Below are 21525 nucleotides of genomic sequence, written 5' to 3'. Positions count from 1 at the left end.
GTTGTCATCCGATGCCGGAGGAACCGTCGTAGAGCAGGTCGCCGTCGAGTGCCACACCCGCCGAACGCATCTGTTTGAGCGCTTCCTCGGCGGTTTCGGAGGCAACGGCGGCGGTGAAATTCAACAGCACTCGGGTGTCGAAACCTTCGCGGACCGCGTCGAGTGCGGTCGCCCGAACGCAATGGTCGGTGGCGATTCCGACGATGTCGACGTGGGTGATGCGTCGGTTGCGCAGCCAATCGGCCAGTGCGGTGCCGTCGGAGTCGGCACCCTCGAAGCCCGAGTATGCGGCAGTGTAATGGCCCTTGTCGAAAACCTGCTGTGCGACGGTGTGGTCGAAGTCGGGATGGAAGGCAACGCCATCGGTACCGACCCGGCAGTGCGGTGGCCAGGAGTCGACGTAGTCGGGTTTGTCGGAGAAATGATCGCCGGGATCGATGTGGTAGTCGCGGGTGGCGACCACGGTCCGGTAATCGCCAAGGATCTGGGTGATGGCGCGCGCTACGGCCGCGCCGCCGTTGACGCCCAGCGCTCCGCCCTCGCAGAAGTCGTTCTGGACGTCGACGACGATCAGGGCGTGGTCTTTGGGGGCGTGCTCTGCCATGACTGTGCGGGTGTCCTTCCTAGCCGAGTACGTAGCGGGTGGGCACTGCTGGATCTCCGTGCGACAGGCCCAAACCCTCCCACGGCAGGCTCACCAATGCATCCGCGAGGTGTGTGCGTCCGTCTTCGAGTGTCGGCAGAGCGCCGACCACCTCGCCGTTGGCCACCAACGGGATCTGCAACGGCCGCAACGATAATCCATCCACCGACGGCGGCTCGTCGACGGAGCGGTAGAGGATCTCCTCGACGATCGTGCCGGACGGTCGTGCGGCACGCACCGCGCGTTTCGCGCCACCTTTGGACTCTTTGTGGCTGGCCCGTTTGGCCACCGGCATTCCGTCCACCTCGACGAGCTTGTAGATCATGCCAGCGGTTGGTGCGCCGCTGCCGGTCACCAACGACGTGCCCACCCCGTAGGTGTCGACGGGTTCGGCGCGCAGCGACGCGATGGCGTACTCGTCGAGGTCGCCGGACACCACGATCTTGGTGTCGGGGGCGCCGAGCGAATCGAGTTGTTCACGCACCTGACGCGCGAGCACTCCCAGGTCGCCGGAGTCGATGCGCACCGCGCCCAAGCCGGTCCCCGCGACTTCGATCGCGTTGCGGACGCCCTGGGTGATGTCGTAGGTGTCGACGAGCAGGGTCGTACCGACGCCGAGGGCCTCGACCTGCGCGGCGAACGCCGCTTTCTCGTCCGGTCCGTCGGGCCCGGTGAACCCGAGCGTGAAGGCATGCGCGGCCGTGCCGGCGCTCGGGACGCCATAGGTGCGCGCGGCCTCGAGGTTGGAGGTGGCAGCCACCCCGGCCAGATAGGCCGCGCGTGCGCTCGACACCGCCGCACGTTCGTGGGTGCGGCGCGAACCCATCTCGATGATCGGCCGGCCGGCCGAGGCGCTGACCATCCTGGCGGCGGCCGACGCGATCGCGCTGTCGTGGTTGAGGATGGACAGCACCAGCGTTTCCAGCAGCACCCCTTCGGCGAACGTCGTCCGCACGGTCAGGATGGGGGAGCCGGGGAAGTACAGCTCACCCTCGCGGTATCCGTCGATGTCTCCGGAGAAGCGATACTCGGCCAGCCAGCGAACGGTGTCCTCGTCGAGAAAACGGCTGACCACCGCCAATTCGTCCTCACCGAAGCGGAACCGCGCCAGTTCTTCGAGCAGTCGGCCGGTGCCGGCGACCACGCCGTAGCGGCGACCGTCGGGCAGTCGGCGCGCGAAGACCTCGAAGACGCACGGCCGATGCGCCATCGGATGGCGAAGCGCTGCCGAGACCATGGTGAGTTCGTACTGGTCGGTGAGCAGGGCGGTGTTGTCGACGGTCACAATCGCTTACCCTATGTCGTATGGCGCCTGACGAGACTAGTGCGCACGAGGCTACCTTCCAGGGCGAGCGAAGCGACGGGAGATTCCACAGCGAGCGAAGCGACGGGGGTTGTCGCAGCGAGCGAAGCGACGGGGGTTGTCGCAGCGAGCGAAGCGACGTGGGTGGGCCCGGAGGTGCCACCGTTGCGGACCCGGAGGTCGCGGAGAACGCCGCGGCCCTCGATCGGCCGTGGGTCACCATCGTCTGGGACGATCCGGTCAATCTGATGCGCTACGTCACCTTCGTATTTCAGAAGGTCTTCGGCTATTCGGAGTCGCACGCCAATCAGCTGATGATGCAGGTTCACACCGAGGGGAAGGCCGTGGTGTCGGCCGGTGAGCGCGACAAGGTGGAAGGCGACGTCCGCAAACTCCACGCGGCCGGGCTGTGGGCGACGATGCAGCGGGACAGCTGAGCGGGGAATCGGCAACCACGTGCGAACTTGGAAACGTAAGGGCCGCGGCTCGTCGCTGCGTATCTGCTCACAACTCGATCCTCATGAGGTCGAACTGTTGGTGTCGATGATCGGCTCGATGCAGGAGCTCTTGACCGAACGCGACGCCTCGGCACCCCGCGACGAGTTGTCGGAGATCACCGGGATTCGGGTCGGGCACACCGAAGCTCCCTCCGACGTCACGCTGGGGCGGCTGCTACCGGACTTTCATCGGCCCGACCAGGATCGGCAGCTGTCGGCCGATGTGGTGAACGGAGACGTCAACAGTGCGCTGCGCAGTGTGCACGAGCCGCACATCATCGAGGCCAAGTTGACTGCCGGGCAGGTCGTGCTCGAGACCTTGCCGCGCGGTGGTGGCGATCTGGCGCTCACCGAAGAGCAGGCGATGCAGTGGTTGACCGCGCTCAACGATGTGCGGCTCGCGTTGGGCGCGATGCTCGGCATTTCCGAGGACACGCCGGATCAACTTCCGCCAGAACATCCGCATGCCGCCCACCTCGACGTGTATCACTGGCTCACGGTCATGCAGGAATTGCTGGTCGAGGCATTGATGTGACCAGGTCGTCACACGCGGGCGAGACTCTGGCGCCTGCCGGCAACCGCATCACCGATGTCGTCGGCATCGAGGTCGGTCACGCATATCGGATCGACGACGACGCGGTGGTCGCCTCGCCGGACGACGGTGTCGAGGGTAGAGGCTGGGCCACCGGTACCACCGTGGTGCGGATCGCTTCGTGCGCCGCGACGTGCGCGGTCGACGTGCGCGGCGGCGGCCCCGGTACGCGCGAGACAGACCTGCTCGACCCGGTCAACACGGTGCAGACCGCGCACGCCATCGTGCTGTCGGGCGGGAGCGCATACGGTCTGGCGGCTGCCGACGGAGTGATGGCCGGTTTGGAGGAGTCGGGCAGCGGACTGGCGATGGACACCGCGGGCCACGTGGTGCCGATCGTCCCGGCCGCGGTCGTCTTCGACCTTCCGGTGGGGGCATGGGATCACCGGCCCGATGCCGCGTTCGGTCGCGAGGCGCTGTCGGCGGCGTCGGCGGAGGTGGCCGTCGGTAGTGTCGGCGCGGGTGCGGGCGCGCGGGCGGGTGCTCTCAAAGGTGGTGTGGGGACCGCGTCGATCGTCATCGAGCACGGGCCGGCGGCCGGCGTCACCATCGGTGCGTTGATGGTGGCCAATCCGGTCGGTGCGGTGATCGACCCGGCGACCGGGTTGCCGTGGTCGGTGACGGCCGCCGACGCGGCTCACCACGGGCTGGTCGCGCCGGTGTCTGCGGAGATTCGCCGTCACGCCGAACTGGCGGCCAAACAGAGCGTGCTCAACACCACGATCGGCGTGGTCGCGACCGACGCGGCGGTGGACTCGGCCTCGTTGAAGCGCGTCGCGATGGCCGGACATGACGGGCTGGCCAGAGCGATCGTGCCGGCGCATTCACCGCTGGACGGCGACACGATCTTTGCCGTCGCCACCGGTGACCGTCGGATCGAGCGGGTCGCCGAGGTTCCGGCGGGGATGAATCCCGACGTCGCGGTGGTGGCAGAGGTGAGTCGGGTGGCCGCGATCGTCGTGCAGCGGGCGATCGTCAACGCGGTGATCAGTGCGCGGTCAGTGGCGGGAATTCCTTCCTTTGTCGAGGTACTGCCGTCGGCGCTGAGCTGAACGGTCGCGAGGTCGAGCGCCGCAGTTCGATCCGAGAGCTTGGATGCATGCTTGCATGCAAGATGGTGCTACGGTGCTTCGCATGGCTAAGCAAGCCCTCAATGCCGTCGACCTGGCGTACTCGACGGTTCGTGACCGGATCGTCACCGGCGAGTGGTCCGGCGGCGAACTGCTCAGCGAGGTTGAGATCGCCCACGAACTCGGCATCAGCCGGACCCCCACGCACGAGGCCTTTCTGAGGCTCGGCGCCGAGCAGCTGCTCAGGTTGATCCCGCGTCGGGGAGCAGTGGTGACCCCGGTCGATCCGGCGGAAGTCTCGAATGTGTTGGCCATGCGCGAGGGCGTGGAATGTGCTGCGGCCGGGCAGGTCTGCGTAGCCGGGGGCCCGAGCGATTCCGAGCAGACGGCGATCCGCGACAACCTTGCTCGACAGGCGCGTTGTGTCGCGCAATCGGACCTCGCCGGTTTCGTTGTCGCCGACGACGAGTTCCATGCGCACATCGTGGCGGCCTCGGCAAACCCCATCGCCGTACACTTTTACGAACAGCTCCGAAGCCGCCAGCAGCGATTGCGCAATGTACTGCTGGCGGTCGATCCGGCCAATCTGGCGGCGGCCCATGATGACCACATACAGCTGGCCCAGGCGCTGTTCGACGGAGATCAGTCGCGATACCGTGAGCTGCTCACAGCGCATTTCGCTCGGTATCGGGGTGCGATGTGACTGTGCGGGAACACATCTCGGTGTCGGCAGGCACTTCGGATGCGAAGACGACTCGTCCGTGGCTGCTGGTCTTCGGCGCGCTGTTCGTGTGCGCGTGGTCGGGCAACCAGTTCAGCCCGCTGCTGCTGATGTATCGCGACGTCGAACACTATTCGGCGGCCACGGTCACCCTCTTTCTCGCTGTGTACGTTGCGGGTCTGGCGCCGGCACTGGTCGTTGCGGGGGCGGTCTCCGATCATCAGGGTCGGCGGCCGTCGATGATCGCGGGTGTGGCCTTCGGCGTGTTGGGCAGCCTCTTGCTGGCCTTCGACGAGTACGGGCAGGTCCCGATCATCCTCGGACGGTTGTTCGCAGGGATGGCGGTGGGCACGGCGATGACGGTCGGGTCGAGCTGGCTCAAGGAACTCTCGATGGCGCCGCACGACGTCGGCGTTGACGCCGGTGCGGGCGCGCGTCGGGCGTCGCTTGCCTTCACACTGGGCTCCGCCCTCGGGGCACTCGTCGCCGGCTGCATCGCACAGTGGGGCCCCTACCCACAGATCCTGCCGTTCGTGGTCCACATCATTGTCACCATTCCATTCCTGTGGGTGCTCCGGCGACCGCCCGAGACGGTGACCGCCGGGCCACCGGCCCCGCTGTTGGCCCGGCTGCGGGTCACGTCCGTGCGTCATCGACGGTTCGTTCGTGTGGTGATGATCTGTGGGCCGTGGCTGTTCATCGCCTGCGGTCTGTCCTACGGGTATCAGCCGGTGCTCCTGGCCGATGCCGCAGGAGGTTTGGGCCTGGCTTACGCGACACTGCTGAGCGTGATCGCGCTGAGCTCAGGCGCGCTCATCCAGCCGGTGGCCCGCAGGATCGATTCACACTCGAGTGCGCGTGGACTCATCGTCGCGCTGCTGACCCTGGTCGGCGGGCTTGCGGCCATGATTCTCGCGGTCTCCACGGAGGATCTGTTGGTCGGCGTGGCCGCCAGTGTGGTACTCGGCTGCGGTTTCGGCATCGGCCTGGTGTCCGGGCTGATGGAGGTGCAGCGGATCGCGCCACCACACGAAATGGCGAAGCTGACCGGGGTGTTCTATGCGGTGGCTTACACCGGATTCGCGGCTCCGACCATCCTCGCAGCCCTGACGCCGCCCTTCACCACCATCGGGTTGTTGCTGATCCTCGCGGCGTTGCTGGGGGTGTCGTTCGCCGTCGTGCTGAACGGTTCCCGGAAACATCTGCCGTCGCGCGACTGAAGTGGCTTTCGGCGTTTCTGCCCCTCCGTTTGGTGGACGCGGGGGCCTATTGTGCTTGGGGAACCGCACGCAGCGCGGAGTCGTAGTCCGGCTCCTGGCCGATCTCGGGGACCAACTCGGTATAGGTGACGATGCCGTCGGCTATCACCACGATCGCACGCGCCAACAACCCCGCCATCGGTCCGTCGGCGATGGTCACCCCGTAGTCGGCGCCGAACGTGTCGCGGAACGCGGACGCTGCCGTGACGTTCTCAATTCCCTCGGCGCCGCAGAATCGCTGCTGCGCGAACGGCAGGTCGTTCGAGACACACACGACAGCCGCCCCCGACTCGCCGACGCGTTCATTGAACGTACGCACGCTCGCGGCGCACACCGGAGTGTCGACGGAGGGGAAGATGTTCAGGACCACTGGTTGCGACCCGAAGTCGGCGCTCGTCAGCGATGACAGGTCGCCGCCGGTCAGGGTGAACTCCGGAGCGCGTGAGCCGACTGTGGGCAGGTCGCCGACGGTGTTGATCGGGTTGCCGCCCAATGTGATCTGTGCCATGGAGACCAGTGTGCCAAATTGTGGACGAAGCTCGTCGAGCCGCCGGGTCCGTATACCCGGCCGGTCGGCGGGGAATAGCGTGGTCGGCGGCGACGTTGTCGTTGACCGTGCAACCGCACCCCAAAGCGGTGACCGACAGCGGTGGAGCAGGAGGACCACGAGTGTTGACGATCAGCCAGGAACTGGTTGATGCGATGGTCGCGCATGCGCGTGCCGACCATCCTGATGAGGCCTGCGGTGTGATCGCGGGTCGGGAGGGTTCGGATCAGCCGGAGCGGTTCATCGCGATGATCAACGCGGAGCGGTCACCGACGTTCTACCGCTTCGACTCTGCCGAGCAACTCAAGGTCTGGCGAGAGATGGACCGGCTCGACGAGGAACCCGTGGTCATCTATCACTCGCACACCGCGACCGAGGCCTATCCGAGTCGCACCGACATCTCGTATGCGAGCGAACCCAACGCCCACTATGTGCTGGTGTCCACGCGGGACGCCGAGAACGCGGAGATCCGCAGCTATCGCATCGTCGATGGCGTGGTGACCGAAGAACCGATCGAGATCAGGAGCTGAGCCATCATGGCCGTAACCGTGTCCATCCCGACCATCTTGCGCACCCACACCGGAGGTGAGAAGCGTGTCGAGGCGAACGGTTCGACACTGTCGGAGGTCATCGACAACCTCGAGTCGGCCAACCCGGGCATCAAGGAACGCCTGGTCGCCGACGGCAAGCTGCACCGATTCGTCAACGTGTACGTCAACGACGAGGACGTGCGGTTCTCCGGAGGTCTCGGCACCGCGATCGACGACGGCGACGACGTCACGATTCTGCCCGCCGTCGCCGGCGGCCAGTAGGTCGTGGCGCGCTACAACTCACTGATCGAGTCGGTCGGGCACACCCCGCTGATCGGTCTGCGGAGACTGTCACCACGGTGGGACGCATCGGACCCGAGTGATCCCGACGGCGGTCCGCACGTGCGGCTATGGGCGAAACTCGAGGACCGCAATCCGACCGGCTCGATCAAGGACCGCCCCGCCTTGCGGATGATCGAGCAGGCCGAACGGGACGGCCTGTTGTTGCCTGGCTCGATCATCCTGGAGCCCACCAGCGGCAACACCGGGATCTCGTTGGCGATGGCCGCCAAACTCAAGGGCTATCAGCTGATCTGTGTGATGCCCGAGAACACCTCGGAAGAACGCCGATCGCTGTTGACGATGTTCGGTGCGCAGGTCATCTCGTCGCCGGCGGCGGGCGGATCGAACACCGCGGTCGCCATGGCCAAGCAACTGGCCGCCGAACACCCCGACTGGGTGATGCTCTATCAGTACGGCAACGAGGCCAACATGCTCGCCCACTATGAGGGCACCGGCCCCGAGCTGTACACGGATCTGCCCGAGATCACCCACTTCGTGGCGGGCCTCGGGACCACCGGAACCCTGATGGGTGTCGGTCGCTACCTGCGTGAGCAGAATCCGGACATCGAGATCGTCGCGGCCGAGCCCCGCTACGGCGACGAGGTGTACGGCCTGCGCAACATCGACGAGGGCTTCGTGCCCGAGCTCTACGACGACACGGTGCTCACCCGCCGCTTCTCGGTGCAGGGGGTCGACGCCGTGGCCCGGGTGCGGGAACTGATCGACACCGAGGGCATCTTCGCCGGGATTTCGACCGGAGCCATCCTGCAGGCCGCGCGCGGCATCGGCCGCAAGGCGATGAAGAACGGTCAGCGCGCCGACATCGGGCTGGTGATCCCGGACGCGGGATGGAAGTATCTGTCGACCGGGGCGTACGAAGGTAGCCTGGAACAAGCAGAGCAGGCCCTCGAAGGCCAGCTCTGGGCGTGATCGCACCGACAGGAAGAGCCATGACCGTCAATCCCGCGTCGCCTGGCACAGGCACCACGGGCGACCGCCCGCTCTGGCAGCGGTCGGTGATCATCGTGGCCGCGATCACCGCACTCATGTTCGTGATCGAGGGGATTGACGCGGCCACCAATTACGATCTCGACCAGGCGGGTATCGTCCCGCGTCAGGTCGACGGGCTCGACGGCATCCTGTGGGCGCCGTTCCTGCACGACGACTGGGCGCACCTGTTCGCCAATCTGGTGCCGGGACTGGTGCTGGGCTTTCTGCTGCTGATGACGCGGCGGTTCGTCATCGTCACCGCCATCGTCTGGTTGGTGTCGGGTCTGGGTGTCTGGCTGTTCGCGCCGCCGTACACGGTCACCGTGGGCGCCTCCGGGATCATCTTCGGCTGGCTGACCTACCTGCTGGTGCGCGGGTTGTTCAACCGCGACATCTGGCAGATTCTCGGCGGGGTGGTGTTGTTCCTCATCTACGGCTCGATTCTGTGGGGAGTGCTCCCGACGAATCCGACCGTGTCGTGGCAGGGGCATCTGTTCGGTGCCATCGGTGGCATCCTGGCCGCCTGGTACCTCGCCGACAGAGACCGTCGCAAGGCCAAGAAGTCTGCGCCCCAGCAGTTCCCGGGGGTGCGCTCATAACGGCACAACAGGCCCCCATCGGCATCTTCGACTCCGGTGTGGGTGGTCTGACGGTGGCCCGCGCCATCATCGACCTCCTGCCCGACGAGGACGTCGTCTACATCGGTGACACCGCCAACGGTCCCTACGGCCCGTTGGCGATCCCCGACATCCGGCGGCACGCCCTGGCGATCGGCGATGACCTGGCCGAACGGGGGGTGAAAGCGATTGTCATCGCGTGCAACACCGCCTCGGCCGCCTGTCTGCGCGATGCCCGCGAACGCTACGCGCCGATTCCGGTGGTCGAGGTGGTTCTGCCGGCGGTGCGGCGTGCGGTGGTGGCCACCAAGACGGGACGCATCGGCGTGATCGGGACGCAGGCAACGATCGCCTCGCGTGCGTACCAGGATTCGTTCGCCGCGGCCCGCGACGCGGAGATCAGCGCCGTGGCGTGTCCGCGTTTTGTCGACTTCGTGGAGCGCGGGATCACCAGCGGGCGCCAGATCCTCGGTTTGGCGCAGGGCTACCTCGAACCGCTGCAGCAGGCCGACGTGGACACCGTGGTACTCGGGTGCACCCACTACCCACTGTTGTCAGGGGTGATCCAACTCGCGATGGGCGATCAGGTGACCCTGGTGTCCAGCGCCGAGGAGACCGCCAAAGACCTCTTCCGGGTACTCACCGAGCTCGATCTGCTGCACCCGCACGGCGATCGCGATGCGGTACGTGAGTTCCGGGCTACCGGCGACCCGGAGTTCTTCGCCCGCCTGTCGACCCGCTTCCTCGGTCCCACGATCGGACAGGTGCAGCACCTGTAATTCGTGAGCAGATTCTCAGCTCGCGCCCAGACCATCGTTGGACACTCGTGACCCCGTAGCCGGACATCGCGGCGCCGCGGCGTGGCACAGTAGGGCGTATGCGTCTCACCGTCCTCGGCTGTTCCGGAAGTGTGGGCGGGCCCGGGAGCGCCTGCTCGGGATACCTCGTCGCGGTGGATGGACAACGACCGGTCCTGATGGACTGCGGACCCGGGGTCCTAGGTGAACTGCAGAGCCGCGTCGATCCCGTCGACGTCGACGTCATGCTCAGTCATCTGCACGCCGACCATTGTCTGGATCTGCCGGCCATGCTGGTGTGGCGTCGGTACGCGCCGAATCCGGCCGGCAACCGGGCTCGCCTGTACGGGCCGTCGGGCACCGCGGTGCGCGTGGGGGCGGCGTCGGCCGAGGTCGCCGGCGAGGTCGACGACATCTCCGACACCTTCGACGCGGTGGAGTGGCAGGACCGCGTCGACGTGGAGCTTCACGGTCTCACGGTCACCCCCGTCCGGGTGAACCATCCACCCGAGACCTACGGGCTGCGGGTGACCGGGCCGCAGGGGCAAGTGGTGGCCTTCAGCGGCGATACCGGGATGTGTGACGAGGTGGTGGAGGTCGCCGAGGGAGCCGACGTGTTCCTGTGTGAGGCCACCTGGACACATGCACCCGACGAGCGGCCACCGAACCTGCACCTGTCCGGGTATGAAGCCGGTCAGATCGCGACGAAAGCCGGTGTTCGCAGCCTGGCGTTGACGCACCTCGCGCCCTGGTTTGATGCCGAGGAGATTCTCGCGGAGGCGAGGTCGACCTTCGCCGGGCCCGTCGACCTGGTGCGGCCCGGACAGGTGTTCGACCTGGTCGAGTGAGCGCGCTCCCGCCTCGATCGGCGCGGGAGGCCGATCGTTACAGTTGGATCCGTGACCACACGAGCTGACGGCAGGGCCGACGACGAACTGCGACCGATCACCTTCACCCGCGGGTTCACCTCGCATCCGGCGGGGTCGGTGCTGGTCGAATTCGGCGACACCCGGGTGATGTGTACGGCCAGCGTCACCGAGGGCGTGCCGCCCTGGCGGCGCGGTTCTGGATTGGGCTGGCTGACCGCCGAATACGCGATGTTGCCGTCGTCGACTCATGAGCGCTCCAGTCGCGAGTCGGTGAAGGGGAAGGTGGGTGGCCGCACCCACGAGATCAGTCGGCTGGTGGGGCGCTCGCTGCGAGCGTGCATCGACCTGGCCGCCCTCGGAGAGAACACGATCGCCATCGACTGCGATGTGCTGCAGGCCGACGGCGGAACCCGAACCGCGGCGATCACCGGCGCCTACGTCGCGCTCGCCGATGCCGTCACCTATCTGAAGGCGGCCGGGCGACTGAAGGACCCGCAGCCGTTGTCGTGCATGATCGCCGCGGTGAGCGTCGGCGTGGTGGACGGCCGGGTCCGTCTCGACCTACCGTACGAGGAGGACTCCCGCGCCGAGGTCGACATGAACGTGGTCGCCACCGACGCCGGCACGCTCGTGGAGGTGCAGGGCACCGGTGAGGGCGCCACCTTCCCGCGCGCCACCCTCGACAAACTGCTCGACATCGCGATGGTGGGCACCGACAAGCTCTTCGAGGCGCAGCGCGAGGTGCTGGCCGAGCCCTATCCGGGCACCTTGCCCAGCCCGTCCTGATGTCGACAGTGCTGGTCGCGAGCCGAAACGCCAAGAAGCTCGCCGAACTGCGCCGCGTCCTCGACGGTGCCGGTATCACCGGTGTCGACGTAATCGGACTCGATGCGGTCGCCGAGTACCCGGAGGAACCGGAAACCGGCGCGACCTTCGAGGACAACGCGCTGATCAAAGCCGTCGCTGGTGCGCGCGCGACCGGAATGACCTGTCTGGCAGATGATTCGGGATTGTCCGTGGACGCACTCAACGGTATGCCGGGGGTGCTGTCGGCACGATGGAGTGGTCGCCATGGTGATGATCGGGCCAACAACGATCTGTTGCTGGCTCAGATCGGCGACGTGCCCGACGAGCGTCGTGGCGCCGCCTTTGTGTCGGCATGTGCGTTGGTGACCCCGTCCGGCGAACAGACCGTGGTCCGCGGCGAATGGCGCGGCACCCTGTTGCGGGCGCCGCGGGGCGACAACGGTTTCGGATACGACCCGTTGTTCGTGCCCGATGATGACGTGGCCGCCGGCCGTTCGTCGGCGGAATTGTCGGCCGCCGAGAAAGACTCGTTGAGCCACCGCGGAAAAGCGTTGGCGCAGTTGGTGCCCGTCCTACGGTCGCTGGCCGGCTGAGATCGGCCCGTCGTCGGCGCCGCGATGTACGGCAAGCATCCTGGCGACCGAATCCGGCCAGCGAAAGCCGCTCGCGCGTCGGCGGGCCGCCCACTCCCGTTCCGGTCGGGGTAGTTCGAGGACCTGTTCGATGGCGGCGGCGAATCCGGCGGGGGTGTTGTGGGCCAGCGCACCGCACGTGGGATCCACCAGGCCGGCAACGGCGGACGAGCGTGACGCGACGACGGGTGTGCCCGACGCCAACGACTCCAACGCCGAGAGACAGAAGGTCTCGTGGGGGCCCGGTGCCAAGGAGATCTCGGTGGTCGCCAGCAGGGCGGCGACCTGCCGACGATCGGCGACGTGACCGAGGAAGGTCACCGGCAGGCCCCGGGCGGCGCGTTCGAGCGAGGGACGGCGCGGCCCGTCACCGGCCACGACCAGATGCACCCGGCGCCGTGCGGAGTGGAGTTCGGCGATCGCTGCGATGCTGCGGTCGGCGCGTTTCTCCGGCGACAGCCGTCCGCAATGGGTGATGAGTGTGGTGGTGTCGTCGGCGTAGCGCGCGCCGACATTGGGGTCGGCATGGCGCGGATCGAATACCTCGAGGTCTACGCCCAGTGGAGCATGTCGGACATTGGTGGCGCCGATCCTCCCGAATTCCGCCGCGGCGAAGTCAGTGGTACACACCACGGCATCGAAGGAGCGGGCGGTGCGTCGATTGGCCTCGTCGGCCATCGACCGGGCCGCGGCACGGGGCAGCACCATCCCGAAAAGTCGATCCAGGCGTTCGTGCGACACCATCGTCGAGTGGACGTCACGCGTGCGTGCCCACTGCCCGAAGCCCCGCAACGTCAGGCGATCCGACACCTCGAGGGCGTCGGGGCGCATGTGCCGCAGAATGTCGGCGACCCGGCCGGGAGGTGCCACCCGGTACCCGCCCGACATCGGGAGCCGCGGCGCACGCACCGACACCCGATGCACGCCGCTGGCGAGGGTCTCGGCGCCGTCGTGAGCCCCGGGCACCACCAATACGACCTCGTGGCCGGCGGCCACGTAGCCGGCGCCCCAACGATCGACCGCCGTGCGGAGTCCACCGGATCGGGTGCCGTAGAAGTTGGCCAACTGCACGATGCGCACGCGCTCAGTGTTGTCCGCAGCGCGTGAACGCACGACGACGACGGGGTCACGCGATGGCGATCACCTGGTGAAGCTCTGGCGACTCCGGTCCATCGGAGGCGCCGACGAGCTCGCGCGCGCCGGTTGATCACGCGCGCGTGACGTTGCGCGCGCGAAAGGGAATCGCACGCGCGAGAACGTCACAACCCGTACTGGGTCTTCACTTCCTTGGTCCGGACGTGTTCAAACCAGAAGGACAGGAACGGGATGGTGCCCGCGATACAGGTGAGGATGATCTTGCCGAGCGGCCACCGCACCTTGATGGCGAGGTCGATGGTGAAGATGAGGTAGACGAAGTAGACCCAGCCGTGCACGATCGGAACGAAGTCCAGTGCGTCGACGTCGAAGCCGTACTTGAGCACCAGTTCGGCGACCAGCAGCAGCAACCACAGACCGGTGATCCAGGCCAGCACGCGGTAGCGCAGCAGCGCACCACGAACCTTGGCCACGGGCGTTCCGGTGGTGGGGTCGGTCGTCTCGGTCACCTCAGGTGTTCCTCACTGCTCTTGTGGGATGTGTCGGACCTGTCCAGGTCGGCCAGATAGCTGTTGTATTCGGCCAGCGAGGAGTCGTCGTCCGCCGACGATGCGCCGGTCAGCGACGACGCGCTCGGAGTCGAGGGCCGGTCCGGCAGGATTCCCGCCGGGATCTCGGTGGGTCCGCTCGCCTCGTTGGCCGCCTTGCGTTGTTCGTCGGGGTCGCCCTCCAGCACCACGAAGCGTCGGTACGCCCACAGCACGGCTACGGCGAAGGCGGGCCACTGCAACGCATAGCCGAGGTTTTGCGCCGTGCCCGACGACGACTCGTAGCGATCCCACTGCCACCACGCGAGCGCCAGGCACGCGGTGGCGGCAACGACCACCAGCGCGATGAGCGCCGGACGATGTCGACGTCCGGGGGTGGCGGAACCAGATGACATACCATCGACGGTACCTGGCCAGCACTGATCGGCCCACGGGCGGTAGGCTGTCTCGGGCGCCGGTGTGGCCGGCGACACGCGCGAGTGGCGGAATTGGCAGACGCGCTGGATTTAGGTTCCAGTGTCTTAGGACGTGGGGGTTCAAGTCCCCCCTCGCGCACCACCGGTCGTCGCCCCCGACGATGCGGCCTCAGGGTTTCGTGCGTCCCGCCACATGGTGTCGACGGCAGAGCGCTCGGTACATGACCGGTCCGTCGCCGGTGTCGCCGACCGCGACCACCTCTCCCGTGCGGGCAATCTGTCCGTCGACGATGCGCGCGTTCAGAAACGCCGGCCGCCCGCACCAGCACAGCACGATCGCCTGCATCCGATGCACCTCGTCGGCGATCTCGACGAGACGAGCCGAACCGGAGAACAGTATCGACCGGAAGTCGGTGAGCAAGCCGAAGGCGAACGCGTCGACGCCGCAGTCGTCGACGACCCGCGCCAGCTGCTCCACCTGCTCGGGCGTCAGGAACTGGGCTTCGTCGCACACGAGGTAGTCGAGTGGGTCGTGGAGGTGCCGATCGGTGACGATGGCGTACACGTCGTCATCGGCCCCGAGTGCCAGAGCCTGCGCGCGCAGGCCGATGCGACTGGTCACCACCGGTTCCGCGCTGCGGTCCATCGTGGTCAGCAGTAGCCCCGATCGTCCCTGCTGCCCCTGATTGAAGTGGGTCTGCAAGGCGAAAGTGGACTTCCCGGCGCCCATCGGCCCGTGATAGAAGATCAGCTCCGCGTCACTCGCCGTCATCGACACGATGATGCCGCACACACCGCCGGCGTGCGCGGCATCATCGATCTGGTCCATCAACGGTCAGTGCTGCACTCGCGACCGGGTGACGAACCACAGCGCGCCCAGCGCGAACACCAACTCCGCTGCGGTCGTCGCCATGAGCACTGTCATCTGCGAGCCAGCCATTGTGCCCGTGTCCTCGCCCATCGCGTCGGGGACCGCGGTGGCCATGCCGTGGTGATGTTGGTGCACCCCCGCCGAACCCGACCCGCCCATCGCAGTGAGATGGATGGCTACCATCGCCGCCGCCATCACCGCCGTGGTCGCCCATGCCCGTGCCGACGGTGTCCGCACCAGATGCACACCGCAGGCCACGCAAGCGATGGTCATGGCTACCGAGAGCACGTCGGCGAGCGGTCGGAGATGGCCGAGTGCGCTCAGATGTGCGCCCGCGGAGACGAGCGCCATCAGCAGGGCCATCACGCCGGCGATCCGCGGACCGCGGGTGGCGCGGACAACGGGTGCGGCGTGACCGACGGCCACGAGGTCAGCTGCCATGACCATGGCAGTGCTTGGCGGTGGTCGGCGGAACGTTCATCACCGGGCTCGCGTCGCTGAAGTTGTAGGGCTTGAGCGTGAAACCGGCGTAGTCGGTCGGCATGATCGGCCAGTCCTCGGTACGCGGGAAGTGGGTCAGACCGAAGGTGTGCCACACGACGATGTCCTCACCGTCGAGGGAACGGTCGGCCGACTGATAAGCGGGTAGGCCGCCACCCATAGCACTCTGATTGACGAAATCGCCTGCCGCATAACGCTCCTTGGCGTCATAGCGAGTCACCCACAGCTGTTTGGTGGTGAATGCGGCGCGCCCGGCGATCGACGATGCGGGGTCGGCCAGCAGGGTCGGGGTCTGCTCGGCGTGCAACGCATAGGCGGGATGATGGCCCATTCGGCCGGTCTTCTCGGTGTTGAGAATGTGCCAGGTCCGGCCGGTGGCCGCGTTGGCATCGCGGGCACCGTCGGCCTCCGACCCGATCCGGGTCTTGGCGACGGTGAACGCGTTGCCCCACGGATTACCCTCGCCCATGGGCACTCTCGCCGCCTCGACCTCCTCGACGGCGTTGCGCACACCGTCCACCGCCATGTCCAGCCGGGCACTGAACAGATGCTGGTGGTACGGAAGTCCCAATCCGGGTGCCACCAGGCTCTGGTAGTCCGAGCCCTCCTCCGGGTAGGCGGCGGTGAACGCGATGCCGGTGAGCTTGGCCTCGAGTTCGATGGTGCCGTCGAGGTAGAGGTACCAGTAGAAGCCGTAGTCGTAGTTGCCGACTGTGGTGAAGAAGCTGATCACCAGGCGCCGTTGCCGGCGTACCTCGCTCATCCCGGTGAAGATGTCGGTGTGCTTCCAGAGGGTGCCGTAGTCCTCCTCGTGCATGCAGACTGCGTTGGAGATCGTGCGTGGGCTGCCCTGCTCGTCGGCCAGGGTGGCGTCGAAGTAGTAGATCTCTCCGAGGCAGTCGCAGCCCAGAGTCAATTCGTTTGCGGAGCAGCCGAAGACGTATTCGCCGGTGTCGAAGTAGTTCTGCCCATACCGGTTCGGCGACGGGTCACCGTAGGGCACCACCATCTCGTTGATGGACGCGCGATACATCACGTCGCGCCCCTGGTAGGTGAGCTTGCGTAGGATCAGGCCCTCGCGCTGATCGTAGGAGATGTCGAGGCTCCAGTTGGTCCACTCGATGTGCTCACCGTCGACGGTGAAGCTGGGGCCCTCGGGTTGGGTGATCTCGATCGGCTTGAGCCCCTCCATCGGCGGACCGGCGACCTCGGGGGTGTCGAAGTTGCCGGACTCGGCGGGCACGTCGAAGATCCGGTAGTCGACGAGGTCGACGATCTCGCGGTTGATGATGTCGACGTAAGCGCACAACCCGTCGACGGGGTGCGCCCACGGCAGATCCTTCTCGTGGTCCTGCACGAAGGCGAAGGACCGGATGATGCGGCGGCCGGCCTCGTTGGGATTGTCGTAGGTGCCTGCCGACAACGGCACGGCGACCGTTTTCGTTGGATCGACGCCGCGTTTGCGCAGCGCATCGTTCCACTGCGGTTCGCCCGCAAGGAATTCGGCGACGATCTCGAACTCGGCGTCGAGGATGGGGAGTTGTCCGACCTCTGCGTCGACGTTCTCGACGCCGAGGACGGTCGCGTCGGTCAGCGAGACGATCGCATCGGTGGCGGCGCCAGAGGCCATGTCGAGCATCATGACCCGGGCTCGGCGGTCGGGTGTGGGACCGTCTCCGGCCTCATCTGCGAGGACCTCTGCCTTGTCGGGCTCCTCGAGTCCGACGTACACGAACCGAGTGGTGGTGGCGACCTGCTGCGCAGGATTCGAGACAGTAGTGCGGACTGCCGGTCCAGCGCGATCGAGACGAGGGCCGGTCGTAGCGACAGCGATGCGAGCGAGCTGACGGTCGCACCGTGCGGGCCTTCGATGTCGGCGGTGGTGACCACGCTGACAGGTGCGCACACCCCCGCCATCAGATCTCGGAACTTCTGGTCCAGCATGGCTGCCTCCAAATAAACATGATTAATTACTTGGATCACAACGTGCGGGTGACGTGACTCACTTGTCAATAGATTCCGCGAAATTAATCATGGTTATTTCACGTCACCGGCGAGCGGTTGACTGTTTTCCCAGTTCAGGGGGTCAGCGGATCAGCGTGTCGGCGGACGCAGCGTCATCGTGGGATCTGTGCGGCGCAGGGCGTCAACCGCGGCGTCGGCATCACGTCGGCCGAGAGCGTGCACGAAGTCTGCGGCGACCTCGGCGAGTCCGTCAAAGTAGACGGTGACGTGGGTGTTACCGCCGTCGCTGTCGGCCTCGAGGCGAGCGCGCAGGTGTGAGGTGCCCACGTCCATGATGCTCAGGTAGAGGCTGTCGAGTAGTTGGCTACGACCGAGTTCGGCGAAGCGGGCGTGAACATTCCACACGGCCCAGATGAAGCCGGCGATGTCTCTGGCCTCGCGGGTGCGATCGACGTGGGTGAGCAGGAGTTCCAACGACGCCTGGTCGGCGTCGGTGATGGTAGCGAGCACCTCGTCGACGAGAAGGGGGGCCAGGGCGTTGCGGATCTGAATGGACTCCTCGAGTGCGGCCAGGTCGCCGGCGGCGTCTCGGAACCACCCGTTCATGCGTGACAGTGGGGTGGGGTCGGCGGCGAAGATCCCGCCACCGGGTCCGGGCCGGGAGGTGATCACTCCGCGTTCTTGGGCAAGTTTGATCGCCTCGTTGACCGTGCCGACCGACACGGAGCACATCGAGCGAATCTCGTCCTTGCTGCCGATGCGCTCACCGGCCTCGAAACCGGCAGCCACGCGGGCGATCTGGTTGGCGGCCTGCTCGGCACGTGAGTGGCCGACGGGCACAGTACCGGGCAGGCCCTCGGGGCGTCGCCAGATCTCGGGTGACAGGGCGGGTATGTCAGGCGTTCCCATGCCGTGCGATCCCGACGTCTCGGGGTCGTGCGGCTCGGGCATCGTCAATCCTTGGCGCGTAGTGAGTATCGGGCTGTCCGCCGGTGGTGGCGAACAGCCCGATGGTACCCAACGATCATGATCGTTTCGTGCAGGTCGAGGTGTGCTCGATCAGGCCGCGACGGTGACCTTCGCGAACCGGTCCGTGTGGTCGGCCTCAAGTCGCTCTTCGAGCTCTTCGAGCGTGGTGCCCTTGGTTTCCGGCACGGTGCGGAAGACGAAGAGCCACGAGGCGATGTTGACCAGGACGAACAGCGCAAATGTGCCGGTGGAGCCCAGGGCCGAGTTGAGCAACGGAAACACGAAGGAGATCAGCGCGTTGGTGCACCACAGCACGAAAACGGCGATCCCCATAGCGAATCCGCGGACGCTGAGCGGGAAGATCTCAGACAGCAGCAACCAGACGCAGGTCCCGATGAACATCTGTACGAAGGCCACGAATGCCACCATGCACGCGAGGATCACGTAGCTGCGCGTGGTCGATTCGGGGAGTAGGAATGTCGCGGCCAGGGCGGCCTGTGAGGCGGCGACCCCGGCGAAACCGGTCAGCAGCATGGCGCGGCGACCGATATAGCCGAGCAGGATGATCCCGATGATGGTGGTGACCACCGAGGTGACGCCCACCGCAATCGTCGCCACCAAGGCTGCGCTGACCCCCAGTCCGCTCTGTTCGAGGATGGTCGGGGCGTAGTAGTTGACGGTGTTGATACCGGTGGCCTGCTGCACGATCGCCAGGCCGCAGCCGATCAGCACGATGCGTCGAATCCATGGCACGTCCCGGATCACCGACAGTGGGGTGCGGTTGGCGGAGAGCATGTGGTGGGTGTGCCCGACGATGATGTCGAACTCGGCGGCGGCCTCAGCTGGCGTCCGGCTGCGTCCGAGCACTGTTCGGGCGTCATCCATTCGACCCTTGAGGGCATACCAGCGCGGGGAGTCGGGCAGGGCGAGCATACCGATCAACAGGGCGACGGCCGGGATGGCGGCCACCGCGAGCATCACCCGCCACACGTGCGGGTCGTCGATGACGTGATCAAGCAGCGCGTTCGTCGCGAAGGCGAGCATCTGTCCGGTGACGATCATCAACTCGTTGATCGTCACCATCCGGCCGCGGCGGTCGGCGGGGGCCATCTCGGCCAGGTAGAGCGGGCAGGTCACCGCTGCTGCGCCGACGCCGAAGCCCAGCAGGATACGGGCGGCGACCATTGCGGTGACCGTGGGTGCCAGCGCACATCCGAGGGCGCCGAGCAGGAAGATGGCGCCACATACCAGCAAGGTCCTTTTACGGCCGAGGCGATCGGCGATACGGCCGCCGAACAGTGCGCCGAACGCCGCACCCGGAAACAACAGCGAACTCACGACGATGGCCTCGGTGAAGGAGTTCAGCGCGAGGTCGTCCTTCATGTAGAGCAGGGCACCGGAGATGACTCCGGTGTCGTAGCCGAACAGGAGGCCGCCGAGTGTTGCGATGACGGTGAGTTTGGTCAGGAAACGCCCGTTGGCGGCAGTACCTGTCGGAGCGGACATGGGAGAACCTCTGTGTGTCGGGGACCATCTAACGCGCGTTAGTAACGCGCGTAAGTACTATCATGTGAGATCTGGGTCACTGTGTCAACCGTCACGGTGCAATCGAAGGGAGCGCGCAATGCCGGCCAAGAACCGCAACGGTCGTCCGACGATGGCCGATGTCGCAGCTCGGGCGGGGGTCTCGCGGACGCTGGTGTCGTTCGTGCTCGACGGCAAACCCGGTGCCAGTGAGGACACGCGGCAACGCGTCCTTCGGGTCGCCGATGAGCTCGGATACCGTCCCGATGCCGCTGCGCGCCTGCTGGCACTCGGCACGAGTAGGACACTCGGTGTGCTGATGGATGTCTCGCAGTTGTTCGAGGCCGAACTGGTCAGCGGCATCTATCCAGCGGCCGAGAAGCTCGGCTACGACGTGCTGCTGACCGCAAATCTCGCCGGTCGCGACGAGACGTTGGCAGTCGAGACGCTGCTGGACCATCGCTGTGGCGCGGTGATCCTGCTCGGACCGATGGCGTCGCCGGCGGAGCTCGTCGCGCTGGGTGGGCGTGCCCCATTGGTGGTGGTCGGACGGCGGTTACCCGACGATGTGGTCACCGAACGTGTTGCGACGGTGCGCACCGATGACGCCGAGGGGGTGGCGCTGGCCGTCGACTATCTGGTTGACCTCGGGCATCGCGACATCCTGCATGTCGACGGCGGCAATGACCCGGCGTCCGACGACCGGCGGGCCGCGTATCGATCATCGATGCGGCGCCGTGGGCTCAAGGGCCAGATCCGCATCGTGTCGGGAGCGCACAACGAAGCGGCCGGGGCCGTTGCAGCGCAAGTGATCCTGGACAGCGATCACCTGCCCACCGCGATTCTGGCCGGCAACGACCGATGTGCCTTGGGTCTGCTCGATGTCTTCACCCGCGCCGGTGTCGACATCCCCGGAGAGGTCTCGTTGATGGGTTACGACGACAGCCGACTGTCAGACAACCCCCGTATTGACCTCACCACGATCCATCAGGACGCGCAGGGCCTTGCCGAGCAGTCGGTGGAACTCGCCGTCGACCTGCTCACCGGCGCGGAGCTGGCAAAAAATGACGTGGTGCTCGAGCCGTCGTTGCGGGTGCGCGGCACGACGGCTGCGCCTCGGGCGTGATCTCGATACGCGACTCACTGCGTTCGCCGCTACTCGATCCGAGGATCTCGATACGCGACTCACTGCGTTCGCCGCTACTCGATCCGAGGATCTCGATACGCACGCTCGCCTGGCGGCTCGCGGGCTACTCGATCCGAGGATCTCGATACGCGACTCACTGCGTTCGCCGCTACTCGATCCGAGGATCTCGATACGCACGCTCGCCTGGCGGCTCGCGGGCTACTAATGGGAGCTACTGGGTCTGGTCGTGAGTTTGGGTCAGACTTGGTGTTGGTGGCTGCTGCTGGGTGAGCA

The 21525-nt window shown here is 66.5% G+C and carries 26 protein-coding genes and 1 tRNA gene; 15 read left to right on the top strand and 12 right to left on the bottom strand.

Features of this window, described 5'->3' with window-relative positions; translation table 11 throughout:
- Nucleotides 1-4: 4 nt before the first annotated feature.
- Both VX037_RS22020 and VX037_RS22015 read right to left on the bottom strand, forming a co-directional pair.
- Nucleotides 5-604, bottom strand: coding sequence for an isochorismatase family protein (locus VX037_RS22020; protein WP_235725182.1), 600 nt, complete (start codon nucleotides 602-604; stop codon nucleotides 5-7).
- Nucleotides 605-623: 19 nt separating this feature from the next.
- Nucleotides 624-1928 (bottom strand): nicotinate phosphoribosyltransferase, encoded by a 1305-nt coding sequence (locus tag VX037_RS22015; protein WP_235725181.1) that lies wholly within the window; start codon nucleotides 1926-1928, stop codon nucleotides 624-626.
- Between the two features lie 158 nt (nucleotides 1929-2086).
- Between VX037_RS22015 and clpS the strand changes: the two genes are divergently transcribed.
- The 5 genes from clpS to VX037_RS21990 all read left to right on the top strand — a co-directional run bounded on the left by clpS (nucleotide 2087) and on the right by VX037_RS21990 (nucleotide 6046).
- Complete coding sequence (gene clpS, locus VX037_RS22010; RefSeq protein WP_235725180.1) at nucleotides 2087-2383, top strand: ATP-dependent Clp protease adapter ClpS; 297 nt, start codon at nucleotides 2087-2089, stop codon at nucleotides 2381-2383.
- Nucleotides 2384-2402: 19 nt separating this feature from the next.
- On the top strand, nucleotides 2403-2978 hold the full coding sequence (aosR, locus tag VX037_RS22005; protein ID WP_235725179.1) for an oxidative stress transcriptional regulator AosR: 576 nt from the start codon (nucleotides 2403-2405) through the stop codon (nucleotides 2976-2978).
- A complete protein-coding gene (locus VX037_RS22000) occupies nucleotides 2975-4087 on the top strand; it encodes a P1 family peptidase (protein ID WP_235725178.1) in 1113 nt (370 codons plus the stop codon). Before aosR ends, VX037_RS22000 begins: the two co-directional genes overlap by 4 nt.
- Before the next feature lie 82 nt (nucleotides 4088-4169).
- Nucleotides 4170-4808, top strand: a complete 639-nt coding sequence (locus tag VX037_RS21995) for a GntR family transcriptional regulator (RefSeq protein WP_235725177.1) — start codon at nucleotides 4170-4172, stop codon at nucleotides 4806-4808.
- Entirely contained in the window at nucleotides 4805-6046 is a 1242-nt protein-coding gene (locus VX037_RS21990; protein WP_235725176.1) for an MFS transporter, read from the top strand. Before VX037_RS21995 ends, VX037_RS21990 begins: the two co-directional genes overlap by 4 nt.
- 46 nt (nucleotides 6047-6092) lie before the next feature.
- Here VX037_RS21990 and tpx read toward each other — a convergent pair whose 3' ends face one another.
- Complete coding sequence (gene tpx, locus VX037_RS21985; RefSeq protein WP_235725175.1) at nucleotides 6093-6593, bottom strand: thiol peroxidase; 501 nt, start codon at nucleotides 6591-6593, stop codon at nucleotides 6093-6095.
- Between the two features lie 161 nt (nucleotides 6594-6754).
- On the opposite strand from tpx, the gene VX037_RS21980 reads away from it, so the two are divergent.
- From VX037_RS21980 to rdgB, 8 genes are all read left to right on the top strand, one after another.
- A complete protein-coding gene (locus tag VX037_RS21980; protein WP_266061194.1) occupies nucleotides 6755-7162 on the top strand; it encodes a M67 family metallopeptidase in 408 nt (135 codons plus the stop codon).
- Nucleotides 7163-7168: 6 nt separating this feature from the next.
- The gene (locus VX037_RS21975; protein WP_235725174.1) at nucleotides 7169-7444 is read left to right on the top strand and encodes a MoaD/ThiS family protein; all 276 of its coding nucleotides are present in this window, start codon (nucleotides 7169-7171) and stop codon (nucleotides 7442-7444) included.
- 3 nt (nucleotides 7445-7447) lie between these two features.
- Entirely contained in the window at nucleotides 7448-8434 is a 987-nt protein-coding gene (locus VX037_RS21970) for a PLP-dependent cysteine synthase family protein (protein WP_328715862.1), read from the top strand.
- A 20-nt stretch (nucleotides 8435-8454) separates the two neighbouring features.
- Nucleotides 8455-9093: a rhomboid family intramembrane serine protease gene (locus VX037_RS21965; protein ID WP_328715860.1), complete on the top strand. Its 639-nt coding sequence runs from the start codon at nucleotides 8455-8457 to the stop codon at nucleotides 9091-9093.
- Nucleotides 9090-9890, top strand: a complete 801-nt coding sequence (gene murI, locus VX037_RS21960; RefSeq protein WP_328715876.1) for a glutamate racemase — start codon at nucleotides 9090-9092, stop codon at nucleotides 9888-9890. Before VX037_RS21965 ends, murI begins: the two co-directional genes overlap by 4 nt.
- A 98-nt stretch (nucleotides 9891-9988) precedes the next feature.
- Nucleotides 9989-10756 (top strand): cyclic nucleotide-degrading phosphodiesterase, encoded by a 768-nt coding sequence (locus VX037_RS21955; protein WP_235725171.1) that lies wholly within the window; start codon nucleotides 9989-9991, stop codon nucleotides 10754-10756.
- A gap of 51 nt (nucleotides 10757-10807) precedes the next feature.
- On the top strand, nucleotides 10808-11563 hold the full coding sequence (gene rph / locus VX037_RS21950; RefSeq protein ID WP_235725170.1) for a ribonuclease PH: 756 nt from the start codon (nucleotides 10808-10810) through the stop codon (nucleotides 11561-11563).
- Nucleotides 11563-12177, top strand: coding sequence for an RdgB/HAM1 family non-canonical purine NTP pyrophosphatase (rdgB, locus tag VX037_RS21945; RefSeq protein ID WP_235725169.1), 615 nt, complete (start codon nucleotides 11563-11565; stop codon nucleotides 12175-12177). The genes rph and rdgB overlap by 1 nt, the downstream gene beginning before the upstream one ends.
- Here the strand turns inward: rdgB and VX037_RS21940 are convergent.
- From VX037_RS21940 to VX037_RS21930, 3 genes are all read right to left on the bottom strand, one after another.
- Nucleotides 12157-13296, bottom strand: a complete 1140-nt coding sequence (locus VX037_RS21940; protein ID WP_328715857.1) for a glycosyltransferase — start codon at nucleotides 13294-13296, stop codon at nucleotides 12157-12159. The genes rdgB and VX037_RS21940 overlap by 21 nt on opposite strands.
- Nucleotides 13297-13475: 179 nt before the next feature.
- Nucleotides 13476-13820 (bottom strand): DUF3817 domain-containing protein, encoded by a 345-nt coding sequence (locus VX037_RS21935; protein WP_235725167.1) that lies wholly within the window; start codon nucleotides 13818-13820, stop codon nucleotides 13476-13478.
- Nucleotides 13817-14254 carry a transcriptional regulator gene (locus tag VX037_RS21930; protein ID WP_235725166.1) on the bottom strand — a complete coding sequence of 146 codons (438 nt, stop codon included), beginning with the start codon at nucleotides 14252-14254 and terminating at the stop codon, nucleotides 13817-13819. The genes VX037_RS21935 and VX037_RS21930 overlap by 4 nt, the downstream gene beginning before the upstream one ends.
- A 78-nt stretch (nucleotides 14255-14332) precedes the next feature.
- Here VX037_RS21930 and VX037_RS21925 point away from each other — a divergent pair.
- Nucleotides 14333-14417, top strand: a tRNA-Leu gene (locus tag VX037_RS21925).
- Between the two features lie 27 nt (nucleotides 14418-14444).
- Here VX037_RS21925 and VX037_RS21920 read toward each other — a convergent pair.
- The 6 genes from VX037_RS21920 to VX037_RS21895 form a co-directional block, all read right to left on the bottom strand.
- On the bottom strand, nucleotides 14445-15104 hold the full coding sequence (locus tag VX037_RS21920; protein ID WP_266061204.1) for a thymidine kinase: 660 nt from the start codon (nucleotides 15102-15104) through the stop codon (nucleotides 14445-14447).
- A 6-nt stretch (nucleotides 15105-15110) separates the two neighbouring features.
- Complete coding sequence (locus VX037_RS21915) at nucleotides 15111-15587, bottom strand: hypothetical protein (RefSeq protein ID WP_287015369.1); 477 nt, start codon at nucleotides 15585-15587, stop codon at nucleotides 15111-15113.
- Nucleotides 15577-17379 carry a primary-amine oxidase gene (locus VX037_RS21910; protein WP_328715855.1) on the bottom strand — a complete coding sequence of 601 codons (1803 nt, stop codon included), beginning with the start codon at nucleotides 17377-17379 and terminating at the stop codon, nucleotides 15577-15579. The genes VX037_RS21915 and VX037_RS21910 overlap by 11 nt, the downstream gene beginning before the upstream one ends.
- On the bottom strand, nucleotides 17286-17564 hold the full coding sequence (locus VX037_RS21905; protein WP_328715875.1) for a flavin reductase: 279 nt from the start codon (nucleotides 17562-17564) through the stop codon (nucleotides 17286-17288). Before VX037_RS21905 ends, VX037_RS21910 begins: the two co-directional genes overlap by 94 nt.
- Nucleotides 17565-17741: 177 nt before the next feature.
- Entirely contained in the window at nucleotides 17742-18563 is an 822-nt protein-coding gene (locus tag VX037_RS21900) for a FadR/GntR family transcriptional regulator (RefSeq protein ID WP_328715853.1), read from the bottom strand.
- Nucleotides 18564-18671: 108 nt separating this feature from the next.
- Nucleotides 18672-20087 (bottom strand): sugar porter family MFS transporter, encoded by a 1416-nt coding sequence (locus VX037_RS21895; protein ID WP_235725162.1) that lies wholly within the window; start codon nucleotides 20085-20087, stop codon nucleotides 18672-18674.
- Nucleotides 20088-20205: 118 nt separating this feature from the next.
- Between VX037_RS21895 and VX037_RS21890 the strand changes: the two genes are divergently transcribed.
- Entirely contained in the window at nucleotides 20206-21231 is a 1026-nt protein-coding gene (locus tag VX037_RS21890) for a LacI family DNA-binding transcriptional regulator (protein WP_235725161.1), read from the top strand.
- The last annotated feature ends 294 nt before the right edge of the window (nucleotides 21232-21525 follow it).

This window comes from Gordonia sp. Z-3, assembly GCF_036233855.1.
GTDB classification, from domain to species: domain Bacteria; phylum Actinomycetota; class Actinomycetes; order Mycobacteriales; family Mycobacteriaceae; genus Gordonia; species Gordonia tangerina.
This window is presented reverse-complemented; position numbering and strand designations above follow the sequence as displayed.

Excerpts from the sequence above, each read along its gene's own strand:
- VX037_RS22020 (WP_235725182.1), bottom strand. The coding sequence starts at position 604 with ATGGCAGAGCACGCCCCCAAAGACCACGCCCTGATCGTCGTCGACGTC.
- VX037_RS21995 (WP_235725177.1), top strand. The coding sequence starts at position 4,170 with ATGGCTAAGCAAGCCCTCAATGCCGTCGACCTGGCGTACTCGACGGTT.
- tpx (WP_235725175.1), bottom strand. The coding sequence starts at position 6,593 with ATGGCACAGATCACATTGGGCGGCAACCCGATCAACACCGTCGGCGAC.
- VX037_RS21975 (WP_235725174.1), top strand. The coding sequence starts at position 7,169 with ATGGCCGTAACCGTGTCCATCCCGACCATCTTGCGCACCCACACCGGA.
- VX037_RS21965 (WP_328715860.1), top strand. The coding sequence starts at position 8,455 with ATGACCGTCAATCCCGCGTCGCCTGGCACAGGCACCACGGGCGACCGC.
- VX037_RS21955 (WP_235725171.1), top strand. The coding sequence starts at position 9,989 with ATGCGTCTCACCGTCCTCGGCTGTTCCGGAAGTGTGGGCGGGCCCGGG.
- rdgB (WP_235725169.1), top strand. The coding sequence starts at position 11,563 with ATGTCGACAGTGCTGGTCGCGAGCCGAAACGCCAAGAAGCTCGCCGAA.
- VX037_RS21930 (WP_235725166.1), bottom strand. The coding sequence starts at position 14,254 with ATGTCATCTGGTTCCGCCACCCCCGGACGTCGACATCGTCCGGCGCTC.
- VX037_RS21920 (WP_266061204.1), bottom strand. The coding sequence starts at position 15,104 with ATGGACCAGATCGATGATGCCGCGCACGCCGGCGGTGTGTGCGGCATC.
- VX037_RS21915 (WP_287015369.1), bottom strand. The coding sequence starts at position 15,587 with ATGGCAGCTGACCTCGTGGCCGTCGGTCACGCCGCACCCGTTGTCCGC.
- VX037_RS21905 (WP_328715875.1), bottom strand. The coding sequence starts at position 17,564 with ATGGCGGGGGTGTGCGCACCTGTCAGCGTGGTCACCACCGCCGACATC.
- VX037_RS21900 (WP_328715853.1), bottom strand. The coding sequence starts at position 18,563 with ATGCCCGAGCCGCACGACCCCGAGACGTCGGGATCGCACGGCATGGGA.
- VX037_RS21895 (WP_235725162.1), bottom strand. The coding sequence starts at position 20,087 with ATGTCCGCTCCGACAGGTACTGCCGCCAACGGGCGTTTCCTGACCAAA.
- VX037_RS21890 (WP_235725161.1), top strand. The coding sequence starts at position 20,206 with ATGCCGGCCAAGAACCGCAACGGTCGTCCGACGATGGCCGATGTCGCA.